Source organism: Actinoplanes sp. NPDC023714 (genome assembly GCF_040639855.1).
Lineage (GTDB): Bacteria > Actinomycetota > Actinomycetes > Mycobacteriales > Micromonosporaceae > Actinoplanes.
In genome coordinates, this window is the sequence record NZ_JBFAAR010000008.1 from 249,868 (window position 1) to 268,390 (window position 18,523).

At 70.1% G+C, this 18,523-nt stretch carries 15 protein-coding genes; 10 read left to right on the forward strand and 5 right to left on the reverse strand.

From position 1 onward, the window contains the following. Positions 1 to 5: 5 nt before the first annotated feature. Positions 6 to 1,421, reverse strand: coding sequence for a M1 family metallopeptidase (locus AB0G10_RS31215; RefSeq protein ID WP_360929631.1), 1,416 nt, complete (start codon positions 1,419 to 1,421; stop codon positions 6 to 8). Positions 1,422 to 1,438: 17 nt separating this feature from the next. Further along, a complete protein-coding gene (locus AB0G10_RS31220) occupies positions 1,439 to 2,545 on the reverse strand; it encodes an LCP family protein (RefSeq protein WP_360929634.1) in 1,107 nt (368 codons plus the stop codon). A gap of 148 nt (positions 2,546 to 2,693) precedes the next feature. Between AB0G10_RS31220 and AB0G10_RS31225 the strand changes: the two genes are divergently transcribed. The 5 genes from AB0G10_RS31225 (at position 2,694) to AB0G10_RS31245 (ending at position 9,189) form a co-directional block, all read left to right on the forward strand. Further along, positions 2,694 to 4,502: a S8 family serine peptidase gene (locus AB0G10_RS31225; RefSeq protein WP_360929637.1), complete on the forward strand. Its 1,809-nt coding sequence runs from the start codon at positions 2,694 to 2,696 to the stop codon at positions 4,500 to 4,502. Positions 4,503 to 4,564: 62 nt separating this feature from the next. Next, on the forward strand, positions 4,565 to 6,112 hold the full coding sequence (gene guaA / locus AB0G10_RS31230) for a glutamine-hydrolyzing GMP synthase (RefSeq protein WP_360929640.1): 1,548 nt from the start codon (positions 4,565 to 4,567) through the stop codon (positions 6,110 to 6,112). Between the two features lie 129 nt (positions 6,113 to 6,241). Beyond that, a complete protein-coding gene (locus tag AB0G10_RS31235; protein ID WP_360929643.1) occupies positions 6,242 to 7,189 on the forward strand; it encodes an NUDIX domain-containing protein in 948 nt (315 codons plus the stop codon). 4 nt (positions 7,190 to 7,193) lie between these two features. Beyond that, entirely contained in the window at positions 7,194 to 8,087 is an 894-nt protein-coding gene (locus AB0G10_RS31240; RefSeq protein ID WP_360929646.1) for an NUDIX domain-containing protein, read from the forward strand. A 235-nt stretch (positions 8,088 to 8,322) separates the two neighbouring features. Then, a complete protein-coding gene (locus AB0G10_RS31245) occupies positions 8,323 to 9,189 on the forward strand; it encodes a CDP-alcohol phosphatidyltransferase family protein (protein ID WP_360930019.1) in 867 nt (288 codons plus the stop codon). A gap of 71 nt (positions 9,190 to 9,260) precedes the next feature. On the opposite strand, the gene AB0G10_RS31250 is transcribed toward AB0G10_RS31245, so the two are convergent. The 3 genes from AB0G10_RS31250 to AB0G10_RS31260 are packed head-to-tail and all read right to left on the reverse strand — an operon-like array spanning position 9,261 to position 12,542. After that, entirely contained in the window at positions 9,261 to 10,505 is a 1,245-nt protein-coding gene (locus tag AB0G10_RS31250; protein ID WP_360929649.1) for a phosphatidylserine decarboxylase, read from the reverse strand. 55 nt (positions 10,506 to 10,560) lie between these two features. Then, positions 10,561 to 10,887: a hypothetical protein gene (locus tag AB0G10_RS31255; RefSeq protein WP_360929652.1), complete on the reverse strand. Its 327-nt coding sequence runs from the start codon at positions 10,885 to 10,887 to the stop codon at positions 10,561 to 10,563. Continuing rightward, positions 10,884 to 12,542 (reverse strand): PspC domain-containing protein, encoded by a 1,659-nt coding sequence (locus tag AB0G10_RS31260; protein ID WP_360929655.1) that lies wholly within the window; start codon positions 12,540 to 12,542, stop codon positions 10,884 to 10,886. The genes AB0G10_RS31255 and AB0G10_RS31260 overlap by 4 nt, the downstream gene beginning before the upstream one ends. A 186-nt stretch (positions 12,543 to 12,728) precedes the next feature. Here AB0G10_RS31260 and AB0G10_RS31265 point away from each other — a divergent pair, with 186 nt between their 5' ends. From AB0G10_RS31265 to AB0G10_RS31285, 5 genes are all read left to right on the forward strand, one after another. Further along, on the forward strand, positions 12,729 to 13,958 hold the full coding sequence (locus AB0G10_RS31265; RefSeq protein ID WP_360929658.1) for a PspC domain-containing protein: 1,230 nt from the start codon (positions 12,729 to 12,731) through the stop codon (positions 13,956 to 13,958). Next, positions 13,955 to 14,632, forward strand: coding sequence for a response regulator transcription factor (locus AB0G10_RS31270; RefSeq protein ID WP_360929661.1), 678 nt, complete (start codon positions 13,955 to 13,957; stop codon positions 14,630 to 14,632). Before AB0G10_RS31265 ends, AB0G10_RS31270 begins: the two co-directional genes overlap by 4 nt. A 266-nt stretch (positions 14,633 to 14,898) precedes the next feature. Further along, positions 14,899 to 16,512 (forward strand): ABC transporter substrate-binding protein, encoded by a 1,614-nt coding sequence (locus AB0G10_RS31275; RefSeq protein ID WP_360930022.1) that lies wholly within the window; start codon positions 14,899 to 14,901, stop codon positions 16,510 to 16,512. Positions 16,513 to 16,640: 128 nt separating this feature from the next. Continuing rightward, positions 16,641 to 17,567 carry an ABC transporter permease gene (locus tag AB0G10_RS31280; RefSeq protein WP_360929664.1) on the forward strand — a complete coding sequence of 309 codons (927 nt, stop codon included), beginning with the start codon at positions 16,641 to 16,643 and terminating at the stop codon, positions 17,565 to 17,567. Further along, entirely contained in the window at positions 17,560 to 18,501 is a 942-nt protein-coding gene (locus AB0G10_RS31285; RefSeq protein WP_360929666.1) for an ABC transporter permease, read from the forward strand. Before AB0G10_RS31280 ends, AB0G10_RS31285 begins: the two co-directional genes overlap by 8 nt. The last annotated feature ends 22 nt before the right edge of the window (positions 18,502 to 18,523 follow it).

The window sequence follows — 18,523 nt, forward strand, 5'->3', positions numbered from 1 at the left end:
GGGTGTCACGGGGCCGGGGGTTTCTCGGTCCCGTGCAGCCAGTCCTGGAAGAACTTCGTCAGGTCTTTGCCGGAGGCTTGTTCGGCTGCCTCGATGAACTGGTCGGTGGTGACGTTGCCGTCCTTGTGGTCGGCCGTCCAGGTCTTGACCAGGGTGGTGAAGGCCTTGTCGCCGATGGTTCGGCGCAGGGCGTGGACTGTCATGCCGCCTCGCTGGTAGACGGCGGAGCCGAACAGGCGGGCCGGGGTGGGGTCGCCGGGGATCTCGGCCCAGTTGAAGGTGTTGTAGGTGGTCTCGAAGATCTCGTCGGCGGTGGCCTCGCCGGAGTGCTCGGACCAGAGCCACTCGGCGTACGTGGCGAAGCCCTCGTTCAGCCAGATGTCCTGCCAGCGGGTCAGCGCCACGCTGTCGCCGAACCACTGGTGGGCCAGCTCGTGCGCGACCACGCCCGGGTTCTCGCCGTTCGTGAAGAAGGTGTTGCCGTAGACCGGCCGGGACTGGGTCTCCAGCGCGTACCGGATCTTCTCCTCGTCGACGACCACGCCGCCGTTCGCGTCGAACGGGTACGGGCCGAACCGCGTCGCCAGGAAGTCGGTGATCTCGCCGGTCCGGGCCAGCGACCGCGCCTCCGGGCCGTTCGCGGGATAGGACGCCGGGATCGCGGTGACCATCGGCAGTCCGTTGTGCTCGGTCGTGGTGATCCGGTACTGGCCGATCACGACGGTCGCGAGGTAGCTCGCCATCGGCGAGTTCTCCGACCAGTTCCAGGTGGTCCAGCCGTCCGCGGTGGACCGCTCGCCGGGGACGCCGTTGCTGAGCACCTCGAGGCCGTCCGGGACGGTCATCGCGAGCTTCAGGGTGGCCTTGTCGGACGGGTGGTCGTTGACCGGGAACCAGGTGCTCGCCGACTCGGGCTGGCCGAGCGCGATGCCGCCGTCGGGGGTCCGCATCCAGCCGCCGTTGCCGAGGACCTTGTTCTCCAATTGGCCCGGGGTGCCACCGTACGTGACCACGACCGTGAACCGGGTGCCCGAGGTGATGCCGGCGCCGGGCGTGACGACCAGTTCGTTGCCGGAGGCGGTGCTGGTGGCGGCCGCGCCGTCCACAGTGATCTCGCGGGCCTTCAGGTGGGCCAGGTCCAGGTTGAACCGGGACAGGTCCTGGGTGGCTGTCGCGGTGATCGTCGCGGTGCCGTCCAGGGTGCCGGCCTTCGGGTCGTACTTGAGGGCCAGGTCGTACCCGGCCACGTCGTAGCCGCCGTTGCCGTACGCCGGGAAGTACGGGTCACCGGCGCCGGGAGCGCCGGGCGCGAACGAGACGGCGGGCGACGGGCTCGGTTCCGGATCGTCCGTCTTCGAGCCCGCCGAACAGCCGGCCGCCAGCATGAGGACGGCCAGCGCGCCCATTCCCCGTCGAATCATGCATCCGAGGGTACGTTCTACAGCTTGTCGACCAGCTTCGGATGGTCGGCGAGGTAGTCGTCGGCCTTACCCTTCACGAGCGCCTTGAGGAAGCCGCTCCCCTCGGCCTTGAGCTGCTCACCGAGGTATTTCCCGCCGCTGGAGACGCCGGTGCCGGGCAGGTCGACCAGGGTGATGTTCTCCGGGGTGAGGTCGCGGAGCGCGTACGCGTACTCGAAAGGCGTACGCCCGCCCACGTAGACGAGGGACTCGCCGACCGCCTCGATCACGTCGCCCAGCTTGGCCGGGTCCATGATGTCCTGGGAGAGCGCCTTCGTGAAGATCGCGCTGACCATCTGCCGCTGGTGCCGCTGCCGGTCGTAGTCGCCGTTCGGCAGCCCGTACCGCTGGCGCGCGTAGTCGGTGGCCTGCCAGCCGACCAGGTGCCGCTCGCCGGGCTGGTAGACCATCTGCGGCCCGGTGTGGTCGCCGCCGCCGGGCGCGAGCGGCCGGTTCGAGCCGTCCGGCTTGTGGTGCCGCGACTTCACCCTCTGGTCGATCGTCATGTCGATGCCGCCGAGCGCGTCGACGAGCTTCGACAGGCCGGCGAAGGTGAGGACGGCGCCGCCCTGGAACTCCTTGATGCCGGTGTATTCGCTGAGCGAGCGCGTCAGCAGCTCGTACCCTTGCTCCACGCTCTTCTTGGTCTTCTCGCCCGGAATCCGCGAGCCGCGGCTCATCGCCTCGGTGAGCTTGTGGCGGCCGCCCGCGAAGCCCGCCTTCTTGTAGGCGGGCATGTCGACGCGGAGGTCGCGGGGCAGGGAATAGAGGTATGCGGACTTCAGGTCGGCGTTGACGTGCAGCAGCATCACCGTGTCGGCGTGCGGTTCCCAGCCGGGGATGCTGACCCGGGTGTCGACGCCGACGAGGACCAGGTCGAGCGGTCCCTCGATGTCGGCGCCGGGGGAGACCGACGGGGCGGCCGAGGCCGGCGGCGCGGCCGGCTGCGAGGCCGCCGCGGAGCTCGCCGGCTTGGCTGCCGGGCTGTCCGAGCTCCGATTCATCGCGATGGCGACGCCCACGCCGGCGAGCAACGCCACGATCGCACCGGCGATCACCGCCCAGGTGATCTTGCTGTTCCGCATAGCGGAACAGTAAAGGACATCGTTGTAGTGCTCAATGCCCGTACATATCTCGTTCAATGAAACCGGTATTGCGTTTTAGAAGATCACCAGTACGCTGGCCCGGCGATTCGCCGACCCCCCGGCGGTCGCGACGGGGAGGTCTCGAAGTATGAATTCTTCCAGCCGGCGCGTTCTCGCCGGCATCATCACCGCGGGCCTGGCGGCCGGCGTGGGTGTGGCCGGCGTGGCCGGTCCCGCCCAGGCGTGGGACGCCAAGCAGGTCCGGCTCGTGGTGGGCCTCAAGGCCGGCGTCGACCCCGACGCCTCACTGTCCACACTGTCCGGCTTCGGGATCAAGAACCTCTCCGGTGGCAGCGCGCTCCGCTCCGCCCTGGCCGAGGTGCAGGCCAAGCCGCTGGAGGTGCCGGCCTCGCAGAAGGCGTCGGTGATCACGGCGCTGCGGAAGGACCCGAACGTCGCGTACGTCGAGGTCGACCCGACGGCGAAGTCGTTCGCCGTCACGCCGAACGACCCGATCTACTCCGGCGGGCACCAGCCCGAGCTCGGGCAGATCAAGGTCCCCGGCGCGTGGAACACCACGACCGGGGCGGCGATCAAGGTGGCGGTCGTGGACACCGGCGTGTCCTCGGTCGGCGACCTGTCCGGCAAGGTGCTCAAGGGCTACGACTTCGTCAACAAGGACAGCAACGCGTCCGACGACGGCGACTTCCCGCACGGCACCGTGGTGGCGTCGCTGATCGCCGCCAAGACGAACAACGGCTCCGGCATGGCCGGCGTCTGCGCGCAGTGCCAGATCCTCCCGGTCAAGGTGCTCGACAGCGAGGGCTCCGGCAGCTACGCGGACGTCGCGGCGGGCGTCATCTACGCGGCCAAGCAGGGCGCGAAGATCATCAACCTGTCGCTCGGCGGCCCGGACAGCTCGTCGACCCTCCAGAACGCGATCGCCTACGCGAACGGGCGCGGCGCGCTCGTCGTGGCGGCGGCCGGAAACGAGGGCACCGGCCAGCGGATGTATCCGGCGGCCTACGGCGACGTGCTGGCGGTCGGCGGCACCGACACCCGGGCCGGCGACAACCGCCGTGTCGAGTTCTCGAGCTACGGCGCGAGCTGGGTCGACGTGGCGGCTCCGGCCATCACGGCCGGCATGCGCAACAACGGCGTGTACTGCTGGGACGGCAACACGGCCGCCTGCTGGGACTGGTACTACAACGACTACGAGGTGCAGGGCACCTCGTTCTCGGCCCCGCTGGTCGCCGGCGTCGCCGCGCTCGTGCAGTCGAAGAACCCGTCGTGGAGCGGGTGGAGCGTGCAGCGCGCCATCCTCAACACGGCCCGCCCGATCGGCGGCTGGGTGGCGAAGGGCCTGGTGAACGCGGAGGCCGCGGTCACCTACAAGGGCACCGACACCGCGAAGCCGACCGCCGGGATCGGGATCGCGAAGAACACGCTGGTCCGCGCCTCCCGCACGATCAGCCCCACCCGGCTGTCGGACCCGGGCGGCTCGGGCATCCGCAACGTGGATCTCTACGTGAACGGCAAGTGGCACAGCTGGGACTACGTGTCCCCGTTCGCGCCGAAGCTGAACACGGCGGGCAAGAACGGCCCGATCAAGATCCAGCTGCGGATCACCGACAAGGCCGGCAACGTCGGCTGGACGCCGCACACCTGGGTGGTCGCCGACAACACGGCTCCCAAGGTGACGATCACCAAGGCCCCGAAGAACAAGGCCAAGGTGAAGGGCACCGTCACGGTCAAGGTGAAGGCCAGTGACAAGTACAAGGTCGCCAAGGTCCAGCTGCTGGTGAACGGCAAGGTCGTGGCGACCGACACGAAGGCCGGCTACAGCCTGTCCTTCAAGGTGTCGAAGCAGAAGAAGACCATGAAGGTCGTCGTCCGCGCGTACGACAAGGCGGGCAACGTGAAGAAGCTGGCGACGCGTACCTACTACCGTCGCTGATCGCAGTGTGCCGAGGCCCCACCGCTGGTGGGGCCTCGGCGTGCCGCCGGTAAACTCGCCGGGTGAGTACCCCGCGTCCCGTGCTCGTCGTCGACTTCGGCGCCCAGTACGCCCAGCTGATCGCCCGCCGGGTCCGTGAGGCCCGTGTCTACTCGGAGATCGTCCCGCACTCGATGCCGGTGGCCGAGATGCTGGCGAAGAACCCCGCCGCGATCATCCTGTCCGGTGGCCCGTCCAGCGTCTACGAGCCGGGCGCCCCGTCGCTCGACGCCGGGCTGTTCGACAGCGACGTGCCGGTCTTCGGCATCTGCTACGGCTTCCAGGCGATGGCCCAGGCCCTCGGCGGCACGGTCGCGCACACCGGCTCCCGGGAGTACGGGCGTACCCTCCTCGCCGCCCAGGGCGGCACCCTCCTCCGTGATCTGCCGGCCGACCTGCCGGTCTGGATGAGCCACGGCGACAGCGTCGCGGTGGCCCCGCAGGGATTCGCGGTCACCGCGTCGACCCCGGGCGCCCCGGTCGCGGCCTTCGAGGACCTCACCGCGAAGCGGGCCGGCGTGCAGTTCCACCCCGAGGTGGCGCACACCGAGCAGGGCCAGGAGATGCTCAAGCGGTTCCTCTACGACATCGCCGGCATCGAGCCGACCTGGACCGCCGGCAACATCATCGACGACCAGGTCGCCGCGATCCGCGAGCAGGTCGGCGACAAGCAGGTCATCTGCGGCCTGTCCGGCGGCGTCGACTCGGCGGTCGCCGCGGCCCTCGTGCACAAGGCCATCGGCGACCAGCTCACCTGCGTCTTCGTCGACCACGGCCTGCTGCGCTCGGGCGAGCGGGAGCAGGTCGAGAAGGACTACGTCGCCGCGACCGGCATCCGGCTCGTGGTGGTCGACGCCGAGGAGCAGTTCCTCGGGCACCTGGCCGGCGTCACCGATCCGGAGCAGAAGCGCAAGATCATCGGTCGCGAGTTCATCCGTACGTTCGAAGCGGCCGCCCGCGACCTGGATGCCGAGCGGCACATCGAGTTCCTGGTCCAGGGAACCCTCTACCCGGACGTCGTCGAGTCCGGCGGGGGCACCGGCACCGCGAACATCAAGTCCCACCACAACGTCGGCGGTCTCCCGGACGACCTGCAGTTCGCGCTGATCGAGCCGCTGCGCACCCTCTTCAAGGACGAGGTCCGCGCGCTCGGCGCCGAGCTCGGCCTGCCCGAGGCGATGGTGCAGCGCCACCCGTTCCCGGGCCCCGGCCTGGCGATCCGGATCATCGGCGCGGTCGACCGCGATCGGCTCGACATCCTGCGCCAGGCCGACCTGATCGCCCGCCAGGAGCTGACCGCGGCCGGCCTCGACCGGGACGTCTGGCAGTTCCCGGTGGTGCTGCTCGCCGACGTGCGCAGCGTGGGCGTCCAGGGCGACGGCCGCACCTACGGCCACCCGGTCGTGCTGCGCCCGGTCTCCAGCGAGGACGCCATGACCGCCGACTGGTCCCGGCTGCCCTACGACGTCATCGCCACCATCTCGAACCGGATCACCAACGAGGTTCGCGAGGTCAACCGGGTGGTCCTGGACGTCACGAGCAAGCCGCCGGGCACCATCGAGTGGGAGTGACTCTCGGTAGTGGATCAATAGCTCAGGGCGGGTAAAATCGCCCTGAGCTGCGATTACTCACTGCTATCCCACTGTCAGGAACCTGACAGAAGTTCTTGAGAGTTAACATATTCCGGGCAGAATGCCGCCGTGACCCCCGCACTGGAACCGCTCCGCAGGATCGCCGCCTACGCCGTCGCCCGCGACGACGAGGGCCGCGTCCTCCTGGTCCGGGCCTCGGCCAAATCCGGCACCCCCGGAGTCTGGTCGCTGCCCGGCGGCGCCGTCGACCACGGCGAAGACCCCAATCACACCGTCGTCCGCGAGACCGCGGCGGAGACCGGGCTCTCCGTCGCCGTGACCGGGTTGCACGACGTCCTGGCCGACATGCGCTCCATGCCGCACCGAGGCGTCACCATCCACACCGACCGCCTGATCTATTCGGTGTCGGTGCGCGGTGGCAACCTGATCGACCGGGTCGGGCACTCCACCGACCTGGCCCGCTGGCACACCCTCGAGGAGGCCTCGCAGCTCAAGCTGCGGCCGTTCGCGGCGGACGCGCTCGGGCTCCCGGCCGCCTCCCGGGACCTGCGCCCGGATGTGCCGCCGACGTTCCCGTCCTTCTATGCCTATGAGGGGCCGGACGGGCTGCACCGGGCGCAGCGCTTCGCGGCCTACGCGATCGCCACCGATCCGTACGAGAACCTGCTGCTCACCCGGATCTCGCCGGGATACCCGGGCGCCGGCTGCTGGCACCTGCCCGGCGGCGGCACCGACTACGGCGAGCAGCCCGGCCCGGCGCTGATCCGCGAGCTCGTCGAGGAGACCGGCCAGGAGGGCCGGATCGTCGAGCTGCTCGGCGTCGCGAGCCACCGGGACGCCGCCTCGCTCGGCCCGGAGGGCTACCCGATCGACTGGCACGGCGTCCGCGCGTTCTACCGCGTCGTCGTCGACCACCCGACCGAGGTGACCATCCACGACGTGGGCGGCTCGACCGACGAGGCCCGCTGGATGCCGCTCAAGGACGTGGCCGGGCTGGCCGCCGAGCAGCTCACCGAAGTCACGGCGGACGCCCTGCGCGCGGCGCGACTAATCTGATCATGTGATTCTTCGGAGAAGGGCGGCGGCGTACGGCGTCTGCCGCGACACCGGTGGCCGGGTGTTGCTCACCCGCGGATCGGATCTCGCGGCGTTCCCCGGCGTCTGGTCGCTGCCCGGCGGCGGCATCGACCACGGTGAGCACCCGGACGACACGATCGTCCGGGAGTTCGCCGAGGAGACCGGGCTGTCGGTGCGCATCGTCGCGGTGCGCGCCGCCACCGCCGACCTCACCCTGCTGCCGGACGACTCGGTCGAGCACACCGACCGGATCCTCTACGAGGTCGAGGCCACCGGCGGCGACCTGCGCGACGAGCTGGACGGCACGACCGACCTGGCGGCGTGGGTGGCGCCCGCGGACGTGGCGGGGCTGCCCATGCTCCCGTTCACCGCGGAGGTCCTGGGCGCCGGCCGCGGCGCTCCCGTCGTACCCCGCCCCGAAGTTGAATTTCAAAGGCCGCCGGGCCCGGTGCAGCGGTTCGGCGCCTATGCGCTGGCCACCGACCCGGACGGACGGGTTCTTCTCACCCGGATCGCCGAGGGTTACCCGGGAGGGGGACGGTGGCACCTGCCGGGCGGCGGCACGGACTTCGGCGAGACGCCCGAGGAGGCGCTCGCCCGGGAACTCGTCGAGGAGACGTCGCAACGCGGCCGTGTCGTCGACCTTCTGGGTGTTTCCCACCGCTATGACCCGGCTGCGCTCGGTCCCGAGGGCGTTCCCCTCGACTGGCATGTGATCAGAGTGTTCTACGAGGTCAGACTGGACGAACCGACTCCCGCAGCGGTGACCGAGGCGGCCGGCGGATCGACGTCCGAGGCCGCCTGGTTCGCTCCCGGCGAGCTTTCCGGCCTCCCTCTCACCGAGCTGTCCCGGGAGGCGCTCGCCCGGAAGGGCTAAAATCTGGGGTACGGAAGGCCGAGAGTGGATGAAACTCTTGGACGCCGGTGTTGTTCTTAAGGATCATGCGCCTCTCGCCAAGGCCGTCAGGGGTGTGCGAAGGTGTAACCCGCATTTCGCCGGTCTCCGGCGGAACCACCGAACTCCATGGAGGAAGCACGTGCCGAGTACCCCTTGGCGCCGGCGTCGATCGACGGATAGTCCCCGTCCCGCCGGGCGTCGTTGGGCTGGCCGGCTGCGCCGCGGCGGGACTCTCGCTCGGCAAGCCCTGTTGGTTCGGGTGGGCCGCCGCTCCGCCGAGACCGGTCGCGCCGCGACCGCGACCCGTGCCGAGGTGCTTTACACCCCGGCCCTCGCCGTTCCCGCGGTGCCCGTCACCGTGACCAAGCCCGAGGTCGAGGCCGAGCCCGACGCGATCTCGCTGCTCCCCGGCGAGCACACCATCTCCCGCAAGGCCAGCTTCGCGCTGGTCAACGCGTGCACCCTGGCCAGCCTCGCGCTGGGCCTCATGGCGATCTTCCTGGCCATGGACGGCGACGTCCGGATCGCGGCCGCCTGCCTGGTCGCCTGCGTCGCGTTCGACGGCCTGGACGGCGCGCTCGCCCGCAAGCTGGGCGTCTCCAGCCCGTTCGGCGCCCAGATGGACTCGCTGGCCGACATGTGCTCGTTCGGCCTCGCCGCGCCGGTCGTGGTCTACGCCTCGCTGGCCGACTCGGTCCCGCCGGCCGCCGCCGCGGTCGCCTGCGCGTTCGTGGCCGGTTGCGCCGCGATCCGGCTGGCCCGCTTCAACGTCTCGCCGAAGGACGGCCGGTTCTTCAGCGGCGTGCCGACCACCCTGGTCGCGGCGGTGCTGGCGCTCACCGTGCTGATCGGTCTCGACCTGCCCGGCGTGGTGCTGCTCGGCGGCGTGACGCTGCTGGCGTTCGCGATGGTGTCGAGCTTCCCCTACGCGAAACTCGCCCGGATCGTGAAGCTGCCGCCGTGGCTGCTCCTGCTCCCGATCGTCGGCGCGCTGATCCAGCCGCAGATGGCGTTCGTGCTGATCGTCGCGACCTACCTGGCGAGTGGCCCGGTGCTCTGGATGCGCGCCAAGCGCGTCTGACCCTTCCCACATCTGAGTCTTCCCATGAGAAAAGGGCCGCACTTCGGTGCGGCCCTTTTCTCATCCGCGGATCACTTCCAGCGGGCGATCACCGTGGTGCCGCCGACGACGCGCTCGTGCGGGGTGACCAGCGCCTCCGCCTTGTCGGCGGGCAGGTAGACGTCGGTGCGCGAGCCGAAGCGGATCAGCCCGTACCGCTCGCCGCGCGCGAGCAGGGTGCCGACCGGCGCCCGCTGCACGATCCGGCGGGCGATCAGGCCGGTCCGCTGCGCCACCGCGACCGTGCCGTGGTCGGTGTCGAGGACCGTGTAGGCGGCCACGTTGTGCTCGGCCGCGGCGGTCATCGCGTTCGCGTAGCCGCCCTCCTCGACGAAGTAGTCGGCGACCCGGCCGGCCACCGGCGAGCGGTTCACGTGCACGTCGAAGACGGACAGGAAGACCGCGATGCGCAGGAACTCGCCCGGGCCGAAGCGCTCGTCGTGCATCCGCTCCACCGACAGCACCTTGCCGTCGGCGGAGGCGACCACGGCGGACGGGTCGGTCGGGCCCTCCCGCTCCGGGTCCCGGAAGAACGCCGCGACCGGGGCGGCGGCGAGCGCCGGCAGCAGCCAGAGCTTCGACTTCGGCCGGGCCCGGCGGGCGAGGGCGGCGAGGCCGAGCGCGATGCCGGCGGCGGCCACGCCGTTCGAGTCGATGTGCATGGTCCGGGTGACCGGCACGCTCGAGGTCCGGTAGGCGGGGGCCAGGGTCGCGGCCGTCGACACCGCGGCCGGCGAGAAGCGGAGCTTGTGCACCCGCAGCGGCGGCTGGTTGCGGACGACCAGGTCGGAGCCGACGCCGAAGAGGGCGCCCTGGCGGAACAGCTCGGCCGCGGCGCCGCCGGTCCGGCCCGGAACGGCCGGGGTGGCGACCGAGAGCACGCCGCCGTCGGAGAGGTACTTGCCGAGCCGGTCGAGCAGGGTCCGGGTCTCCTCGGCGGTGCCGGTGAGGGGCTCGGCGGCGATCACGACGTCGGCGGGCTGCGCCTCGTCCAGCGACTCGACGATCCTCACCCGTTCGGCGACCCAGCTGCCCAGGCCGGTGATGTGGCCGCGCAGCAGATCGGTGCTGCTGTGCTCACCGGGGACGAGGGTCAGGGTGTCACCGGGCAGCAGCGCCTCGACCGCCGCCGCGACCACCGCGGAGGCGTGGTCGGCGCCGATGAGCAGGGCGGACGTGGCCGCGTTCTGCCGGGCGAACTCGGCGGTCAGGATACGGGCGGCCCGGGCACCCACGCCGGGTACAGGCGTGGTGGTCACGGCGGGATACGGGGTCATTGAACGAGCATATTGCCCCGCCCGCTGGATGCTTCCTGGCGGGCGGGGCAACTCGTCAGTCCCTGTGCTGTTCCTTCTCGAACCGGTGGGCCGGGTCGTCGAGCAGCTCCTGCACGATCGAGGCGTGCATCTCCGGGGGAAGGTCGCCGGGCGTCTCGATCCGGGCCTCGGCCGCGACCGGGGCCGGCTGCTCCTCGCGGCGGTTCGAGCGGATCGCGCCGAACAGGCCGATCACCCCGAAGAAGATCAGGGCCGCCGCGACGATCCAGCCCACGGCGGGCAGGTGGACCGTGATCACCCGGGAGATCGCCCACCAGAAGGCGATGCCCAGGAAGATCATGCCGAAGGTCAGGGACACGCCGTCCATGCGGTGCGGCTTCATCGGGCCACCTCCAGGTTTCCGGTGTCGAGCCGCAGGTCGAGGCGGAGGTTGCCGCCGCCGGTCCCGTCCCGGCCCAGGTCGGTCACGGTCTGCCGGGCGTTGTCGGACGGGGCGCTCTCGGTGCCGAACAGCACGGTCCGGATCCCGCCGCCGGAGACGTCGACGGTGGTGTCGACCTCCGGGGGCAGCAGCACCCGCAGCTGACCGACCTTCATGTTCACGGTGGTGAGCTGGTCGGCCTCTGCTCCGGCTCCGGCTCCGGCTTCGGCTCCGGCTCCGGCAAAGTCGACGTCGCGCAGGTCGAGCGTCACGTTGCCGAAGGTGAAGTCGTACTGGTCGGCGAGCTCGGACAGGTTCGCCGGGCGGTAGACGCTGTCCCGGAACTCGCCGCCCCAGCGCTCGGTGCCGGTCGAGACGAACAGGCCCATCGTGGCGATCAGGGCGAGCGCGATGAGTCCGCGGGCCCGGCCGAACCAGGCGCCGACGATCAGGCCGACCGCGATGGTGGCGAGGGCCGCCGCGAAGTAGGCGGAGACCACCACGTTCACCCCGGCCATGTCGAGCACGGCCAGCAGGCCCATCACCACGACCACGGCGAAGAAGGTCAGGCGGCCGAGGACCGAGCGCTCGCGCGGGGGCTTCGGCGGTTTCGGCGGCTTGGCCGGGGCGGGCGGCGCCGGCGGGACGGTGGAGCCGGCGAACGGGCCGTGCGGCGCGAACGGCGGGCGGTATCCCTCGGCGGGCGGGCTGAACAGCGGCGGCTCGTAGCGCGGCGGGGCCGGCGTCACCGGGTCGCCGGGAGCCGCAGGCTGATCGACGGTCGGCCGGTCGGCGGCCGCGGTGCCCGTCGGGTCGGCGCCGGCCGGGTCAGTGGTGGCCGGGTCTGTGGTGGCCGGGACGGCCGTGGTGGCCGCCGGAGCGGTCGCCGGGGAGGGGGTGGCCGTCGGAGCGGTGGCCCCGGAGGCGCCGGCCGCATGGGCGGTGGCGCCGGGCACGCCGGCCGCGGGCGGAGTCGTGAACGCGAGCGTCGGGTCGTCGACGGGTGCGGGCGGAGGCGGCGGCGCGGCCCCCGGAGCCGGCGCGTAGCCGTCCCGGTTCGGCACGCCGCCCCGCTTGATCAGCAGGAAGGCGCCGAGCACCACCGCGGCGGCGAGCATGCTGGCCCGGGCGCCCGAGTTCACGATGAACGCGAAGGTCAGCAGTGCGGCGCTGCCGAGCAGCACCACCGAGAGCGGCGCCATCCCGGAGTGGCCCTTGCCGAGCAGCGACTCGACCGGCGAGGCGGTGTCGCCCTCGGACGGGATGATCAGCCAGCCGATGAGGTAGAGCAGCACGCCGGTGCCGCCGAGGATGCCGAGCACGCCGAGCAGCACGCGCCAGAGCACCGGGTCGGTGTTGGTGGCCCGGGCCAGCGCGCCGCAGACGCCGGCGACGTAGCGGCCGTTGCGCGGGCGCACCAGCTGCTGGCGGGCGAACGCGGCGCCGGCGTTGGCGAGCCAGGGCGGGACGTTCGCCCCATACGGGCTCTCCGCGCCCGGCGGCGGGGGCTGCGGGCCCGAGGAGGCGTCGGGCTGAGGGGAGGAAGGTGCCGTGGCGCCCTGTGGACCGGCGCCCGGCGTGGAAGGTCCGCGGGTTCCGGCAGCTTCGTCGTTCATGCTTCGATCGTGCTCGCCCGGTCACCCGACGCGCTTCCGGAGCCGACCCTGAGGCCACCCTGAGATCCTGGGGCCCGGTTTCCCAGGGTGGTAACCCGTGGCCCCCGGCCGCGTGACGTGTGACGATCGAAGGGCAGAGAAGGGAGCAGTGCGATCACCACCACCGCCGTACCTCAGCCGCGCCGGTTGTACCGGCCGCGCGATCACCGCATCGTCGCGGGTGTCGCCGCCGGGCTGGCGCGCCATCTCGGCCTGCCGGTGCTGGCGGTGCGCATCGCGCTCGTGGTCCTGCTCGGCTTCAACGCCCTGGGACTGCTTCTCTACGCCGCCTACTGGGCGGTGCTCCCGCAGGAGGCGCGCGGCGACGAGGAGCCGGCCCGCCGCGACCTCTCCGCCCTCGCCCCGTTCGCCGCGATCGGCCTCGGGGTGGTGCTCCTCCAGGCCCTCGTCTTCGACGATCAGGTGGCCACCACCGCCGGCTGGATGATCGCGGTGATCGCGGTCGGCGCCGGCGTGATCTGGCACCAATCCGACCCGAGCCGGCGCGAGGCGAGCGCCGACTACAACATCGCCTCGACGCCGTGGCTCGCCGCCATCGTGTCCGAGAATGATCGGCGTTCCTTCATCCTCCGCTTCATCGGCGGAGGCATCCTCGTCGCGATCGGCCTGATCGGCGTGGTCGCGGTCTACGCACCCGACAACTCGATCTCCGCGGTGTTCAACGGCGTGATCTTCGCCTTCGTCGGCCTGGTCGGCGTCGGCGTGGTCGTCGCCCCGCTGCTCTGGCGCACCTTCGGCCAGCTGCGCGCCGAGCGCGAGGGCCGGATCCGGGAGCAGGAGCGCGCCGAGCTGGCCGCCATGATCCACGACCAGGTGCTGCACACGCTCGCGCTGATCCAGCGCAACTCGGCCGACATCAAGGAGGTGCAGCGGCTCGCCCGCGGCCAGGAGCGCAGCCTGCGCAACTGGCTCTACAAGCCGACCGCCTCGCCGACCGAGCGGTTCGCGGCGGCGCTCGAGCAGGCCGCGGCCGAGGTCGAGGACACCTACGCGATCACCGTGGAGACCGTGGTGGTCGGCGACACCCAGTGCGACGACCGGGTGGCCGCGCTGGTGGCGGCGGCCCGCGAGGCGCTGGTCAACGCGGCACGCCACGCCGGCGTGCAGACGATCTCGCTCTACGCCGAGGTGGAGGAGGACGAATTGAGCGTCTTCGTCCGGGATCGCGGCGCGGGCTTCGAGCTGGACGGCGTGGCGGAGACCCGGCACGGCGTACGAGGGTCGATCATCGGGCGCATGCAGCGCCACGGCGGGCGCGCCGAGATCCGCAGCGCGCCCGGCGACGGTACGGAGGTGCGGCTCATGCTTCCCGTCTCCCGGGAGAGCGTGACCGCAGGTAAGGAGCATGCACGATGACCGAGCCCGCAGCAGAGCAGCCGGCCGAGGCCGCCCGCAGGCTGACCGTCTTCCTCGTCGACGACCACGCGATGTTCCGCGCCGGGGTCCGCGCCGAGCTGGGCGCGCACGTCGAGGTGGTGGGCGAGGCGAGCTCGGTGGCCGAGGCGATCAGCCGGATCGGCGCGATCCGCCCCGACGTGGTGCTGCTCGACGTGCACATGCCGGACGGCGGCGGCCGGGCGGTGCTGGAGTCGATCCGGCGGACCCATCCGCAGGTCAAGTTCCTGGCGCTCTCCGTCTCGGACGCCGCCGAGGACGTGATCGGCCTGATCCGGGCCGGCGCCCGGGGCTACGTCACCAAGACCATCTCGCCGGACGAGCTGGCCGCCGCGGTGCGCCGGGTGGCCGACGGCGACGCGGTGTTCAGCCCCCGGCTGGCCGGCTTCGTGCTGGACGCCTTCGCCTCCCGGCCGGACGTGCCGGTCGCCGACCCCGAGCTCGATCAGCTCACCAACCGCGAGCGGGAGGTGCTGCGGCTCCTGGCGCGCGGCTACGCCTACAAGGAGATCGCCAAGGAGCTGTTCATCTCCATCAAGACGGTGGAGACGCACGTGTCCAACGTGCTGAGGAAGCTCCAGATGAGCAACCGCTACGAGCTGTCACGATGGGCTGCCGACCGCCGCCTGGTTTGAGATCCACCTTCCGGCGGGAAATATCAGCCGTTTGGCCGCACTGGGTGACCGCGCGGCCACGAGGGGGCGTACGCGCAGGTCAGGCCGGTCGAATCCGGCGAAAGAACGATCTTTGGGTCTGCGTACGGACGTAAACGGCTAATATCGGCTTGATAACGGCGCTCATTGGTTTCCGTGCCCCTGTGTCACAGTGGCAGCTACTCACACAACCCCTCGTGAGCGCCCCTGAAGGAGGCACTCCCATGCTTGGGAAAAGCCCATGGAAGATGGCGGTCGGAGCGACCGCCATCGCCTTGTTGGCCGCCGGTTGCGGTAGCGGTGACTCCGATGAGTCCACCGCCACTTCCAATACTGTGGTTATCGGTATCGCCGAGCCGCAGCACCTGATTCCGACGAACACGACGGAGTCGAACGGTGCCGAGGTTCTGAACTCGCTGTTCTACCCGCTGGTCGACTTCGACGAGCAGAACAACCCGGTCCCGGTCGCGGCTGAGGCGATCACGCCGGACAAGACCAACAAGGTCTGGACCGTGAAGTTGAAGCCCGGCTTCACCTTCCACAACGGCGAGCCGGTCATCGCGCAGAACTACGTCGACGCCTGGAACTACGGCGCCTACGGTCCGAACGGCCAGGGCGGTTCCTACTTCTTCTCGACCATCGCCGGCTACGCCGACCTGCAGAGCGAGGACCCGGACGGCGAGGAGGGCCCGAAGACGGCCCCCGACCCCAAGGCCAAGAAGCTCACCGGTCTGAAGGCGGTCGACGACAGCACGATCGAGATCACGCTGTCGGCGCCGTTCGCCAGCTTCGCGTCGCTGCTCGGCTACACCACCTTCTACCCGCTGCCGAAGGCCGCCTTCTCGTCCGACGGCGTCATCGCCGAGGGCTTCGAGGACGCCATCATCGGCAACGGCCCCTTCAAGATCAAGGGTACGTGGCAGCACGACTCCTCGATCGAGGTCGAGAAGGTCGCCGACTTCAAGGGCCAGGTTCCGAAGATCGACGGCATCACCTGGAAGATCTACCAGGATGACGCCGCGCAGTACGCCGACCTCGTCGCGGGCAACCTCGACGTGCAGACCCAGATCCCGATCGAGAGCCTCGCCTCGGCCTCGGCCGACCTGGGCGACCGGTTCCAGAAGAGCCCGAACTCCGCGTTCCAGTTCGTCGGTTTCCCGACGTTCCAGAAGGAGTTCGCGGACGTCCGCGTCCGGCAGGCCATCTCCATGGCGATCAACCGCCAGGAGATCACCGACCAGGTCTTCCTCGGTTCGCAGACCCCGGCGACCTCGTTCGTCTCCCCGGTGGTCGCGGGTTACCGCGAGAACACCTGTGGTGACAACTGCAAGTACGACCCGGCCAAGGCCAAGGAGCTCTACACCGCCGCCAAGGGCCCGTCCGAGCTGAAGATCACGTACAACGCCGACGGCCCCCACAAGGCGTGGGTCGACGCGACGTGCAACCAGATCAAGGCCTCGCTCGGCGTCAACTGCACCGGTGTCGGTGAGCCGAAGTTCGCCGACCTGCTGACCAAGGTCGAGAAGAAGGAGCCGGTCGGCCTCATCCGCCTCGGCTGGCTGATGGACTACCCGCTGATGGAGAACTACCTCGGCCCGCTGTACAGCACCGACGGTTCCTCGAACTACTACGGGTACAGCAACACCGCCTTCGACGACCTGGTCGCCGCCGGTCGCTCGGCCGCCACTCCGGAGGAGGCCATCGCGAAGTGGCAGGAGGCTGAGGATATCCTCGCCAAGGACATGCCGGTGATTCCGCTGCGCAACGGTCAGAACGTGTTCGGCTACTCGGAGAAGGTCTCCAACGTCAACGTTGACCTCTTCCAGAAGGTGAACCTGTACGAGATCGAAGTAGTCAGCTGATTTAACCGCTCGTACGGTGGTGGCGTCACGGATCATGTGAAACCGTGGCGCCACCGCTGTGTTAACCCACCCTCCTCGTCGCCGTGCTCACGAGGCCGGCGCTCTTCCGCGGAAGAGGCTAAACCCGTATGTTCCGCTACATCGTGCGGCGCTTACTGCAGATGGTCCTGACATTCTTCGGGGCCACTTTTGTGGTTTTCGCGCTGACGTTCGCCAACCAGGACGACCCCCTTCAGGCCTTGGCGGGCGAACGACCCATCACCGAGAGTCAGCGCATCGCGCTGACGGAGCGTTACCACCTGAACGAGAGCTTCCTCACTCAGTACTGGTACTACATGAAGGGTCTTCTCACCGGTGACCTCGGCAAGTCGCTGACCGGTCAGAATATCTCCGACATGCTCGCCAACGCGTGGCCCGTGACGCTGAAGCTGTCGCTGATCGCCATCGTGATCGCGGCCACGATCGCGGTCACGGCGGGCGTCTACTCCGCGATCAAACGGGGCGGCCTCTTCGACAACGTCACCCTGATCGCGACGCTGGTCGTGCTCGCGATGCCGATCGTCGTGCTGGCGCCGCTGGCCCAGCTCGTCTTCGGCATCAAGCTGGGCTGGTTCCCGCCGACCGCGACCCGCGACGCCGGGTTCTACGAGCTGCTGCTGCCGGCCCTGGTGCTGGGCAGCCTCGTGATCGCCACCGAGCTGCGGGTCACCCGTACCTCGGTCGTCGAGAACCTGCGGGCCGACTACGTGCGCACGGCGCGGGCCAAGGGCCTGACGCGCCGCCGCGTCATCTGGGTCCACGTGCTGCGCAACTCGCTCATCCCGGTCGTGACGCTGATCGGCGTCGACCTGGGCGGCCTGATGTCCGGCGCCATCGTGACCGAGAAGATCTTCAACATCCCCGGCGTCGGCTTCAACATCGCCCGCGCGATCACGACCGAGGACGGCCCGCTCGTGGTCGGCTTCGTCAGCGTGCTGGTGATCATCTTCCTGGTCGTGAACCTCCTCGTCGACCTGCTGTACGCCGCCCTCGACCCCAGGATCCGCTATGAGTGACCCCAACGCCATCACCTCTGTCGAGGCGCCTTCGACACTGCCGGGGGCGGAGGCCCCTCGCGGGCGCGGCAAGTCGGACAAGCCCCGCAGCCTGGCCGGGGACGCCTGGATCGACCTCCGGAAGAACAAGATCTTCTGGGTCTCGATCGTGCTGGTGCTCGTCATCCTGCTGATGGCGATCTGGCCCACGCTCTTCACCTCGGCCGACCCGCGTGCCTGCACGCTGGCGAACCAGCACAAGGGCGCGAGCGGCTCGGCGTACTTCGGGTACGACTTCCAGGGCTGTGACGTCTTCGCGAAGACCGTCTACGGCGCCCGGAACTCGATCATCGTGGGCATCCTGTCGACGCTGCTGGCCGGCGTCATCGGCCTGATCTTCGGGCTCTCGGCCGGATACTTCGGCGGCGCGACCGACGCGATCCTGTCCCGCGGCATCGACATCATGCTCGGCATCCCGTTCCTGCTCGGCGCGATCGTGCTGTCGAACCGGCTGGTCACCCCGCAGTCGGACGGTGTGCTGGCGGTGACGCTGACCCTGGGCCTGCTGACCTGGACGTCGGCGGCACGCGTGATGCGATCCGCCGTGATCGCGTCGAAGAACCAGGACTACGTCGCGGCCGGCCGGATGCTCGGTGCGGGCTCGGGTCGTCTCATGTTGCGCCACATCCTGCCGAACTCCATCGCGTCCTTCATCGTGGTTCTCACGATCCTGCTGGGCACGAACATCGCCAGCGAGGCGACCCTGTCGTTCCTCGGCGTCGGCCTGAAGAACGACGCGATCAGCTGGGGTATCTCGATCTCCGAGGCGTCGCCGTACGCCCGGGTCGCGACCGAGCCCCTGGTCTGGCCGTCGATCTTCCTCGCCGCCACCGTGCTGGCCTTCATCATGCTGGGCGACGCGATCCGCGACGCCTTCGACCCGAAGTTGCGGTGACCCTGTGACTGAAATCAAGGCG

Excerpts from the sequence above, each read along its gene's own strand:
- AB0G10_RS31215 (WP_360929631.1), bottom strand. The coding sequence starts at position 1,421 with ATGATTCGACGGGGAATGGGCGCGCTGGCCGTCCTCATGCTGGCGGCC.
- AB0G10_RS31220 (WP_360929634.1), bottom strand. The coding sequence starts at position 2,545 with ATGCGGAACAGCAAGATCACCTGGGCGGTGATCGCCGGTGCGATCGTG.
- AB0G10_RS31225 (WP_360929637.1), top strand. The coding sequence starts at position 2,694 with ATGAATTCTTCCAGCCGGCGCGTTCTCGCCGGCATCATCACCGCGGGC.
- AB0G10_RS31250 (WP_360929649.1), bottom strand. The coding sequence starts at position 10,505 with ATGACCCCGTATCCCGCCGTGACCACCACGCCTGTACCCGGCGTGGGT.
- AB0G10_RS31255 (WP_360929652.1), bottom strand. The coding sequence starts at position 10,887 with ATGAAGCCGCACCGCATGGACGGCGTGTCCCTGACCTTCGGCATGATC.
- AB0G10_RS31260 (WP_360929655.1), bottom strand. The coding sequence starts at position 12,542 with ATGAACGACGAAGCTGCCGGAACCCGCGGACCTTCCACGCCGGGCGCC.
- AB0G10_RS31270 (WP_360929661.1), top strand. The coding sequence starts at position 13,955 with ATGACCGAGCCCGCAGCAGAGCAGCCGGCCGAGGCCGCCCGCAGGCTG.
- AB0G10_RS31275 (WP_360930022.1), top strand. The coding sequence starts at position 14,899 with ATGGCGGTCGGAGCGACCGCCATCGCCTTGTTGGCCGCCGGTTGCGGT.
- AB0G10_RS31280 (WP_360929664.1), top strand. The coding sequence starts at position 16,641 with ATGTTCCGCTACATCGTGCGGCGCTTACTGCAGATGGTCCTGACATTC.
- AB0G10_RS31285 (WP_360929666.1), top strand. The coding sequence starts at position 17,560 with ATGAGTGACCCCAACGCCATCACCTCTGTCGAGGCGCCTTCGACACTG.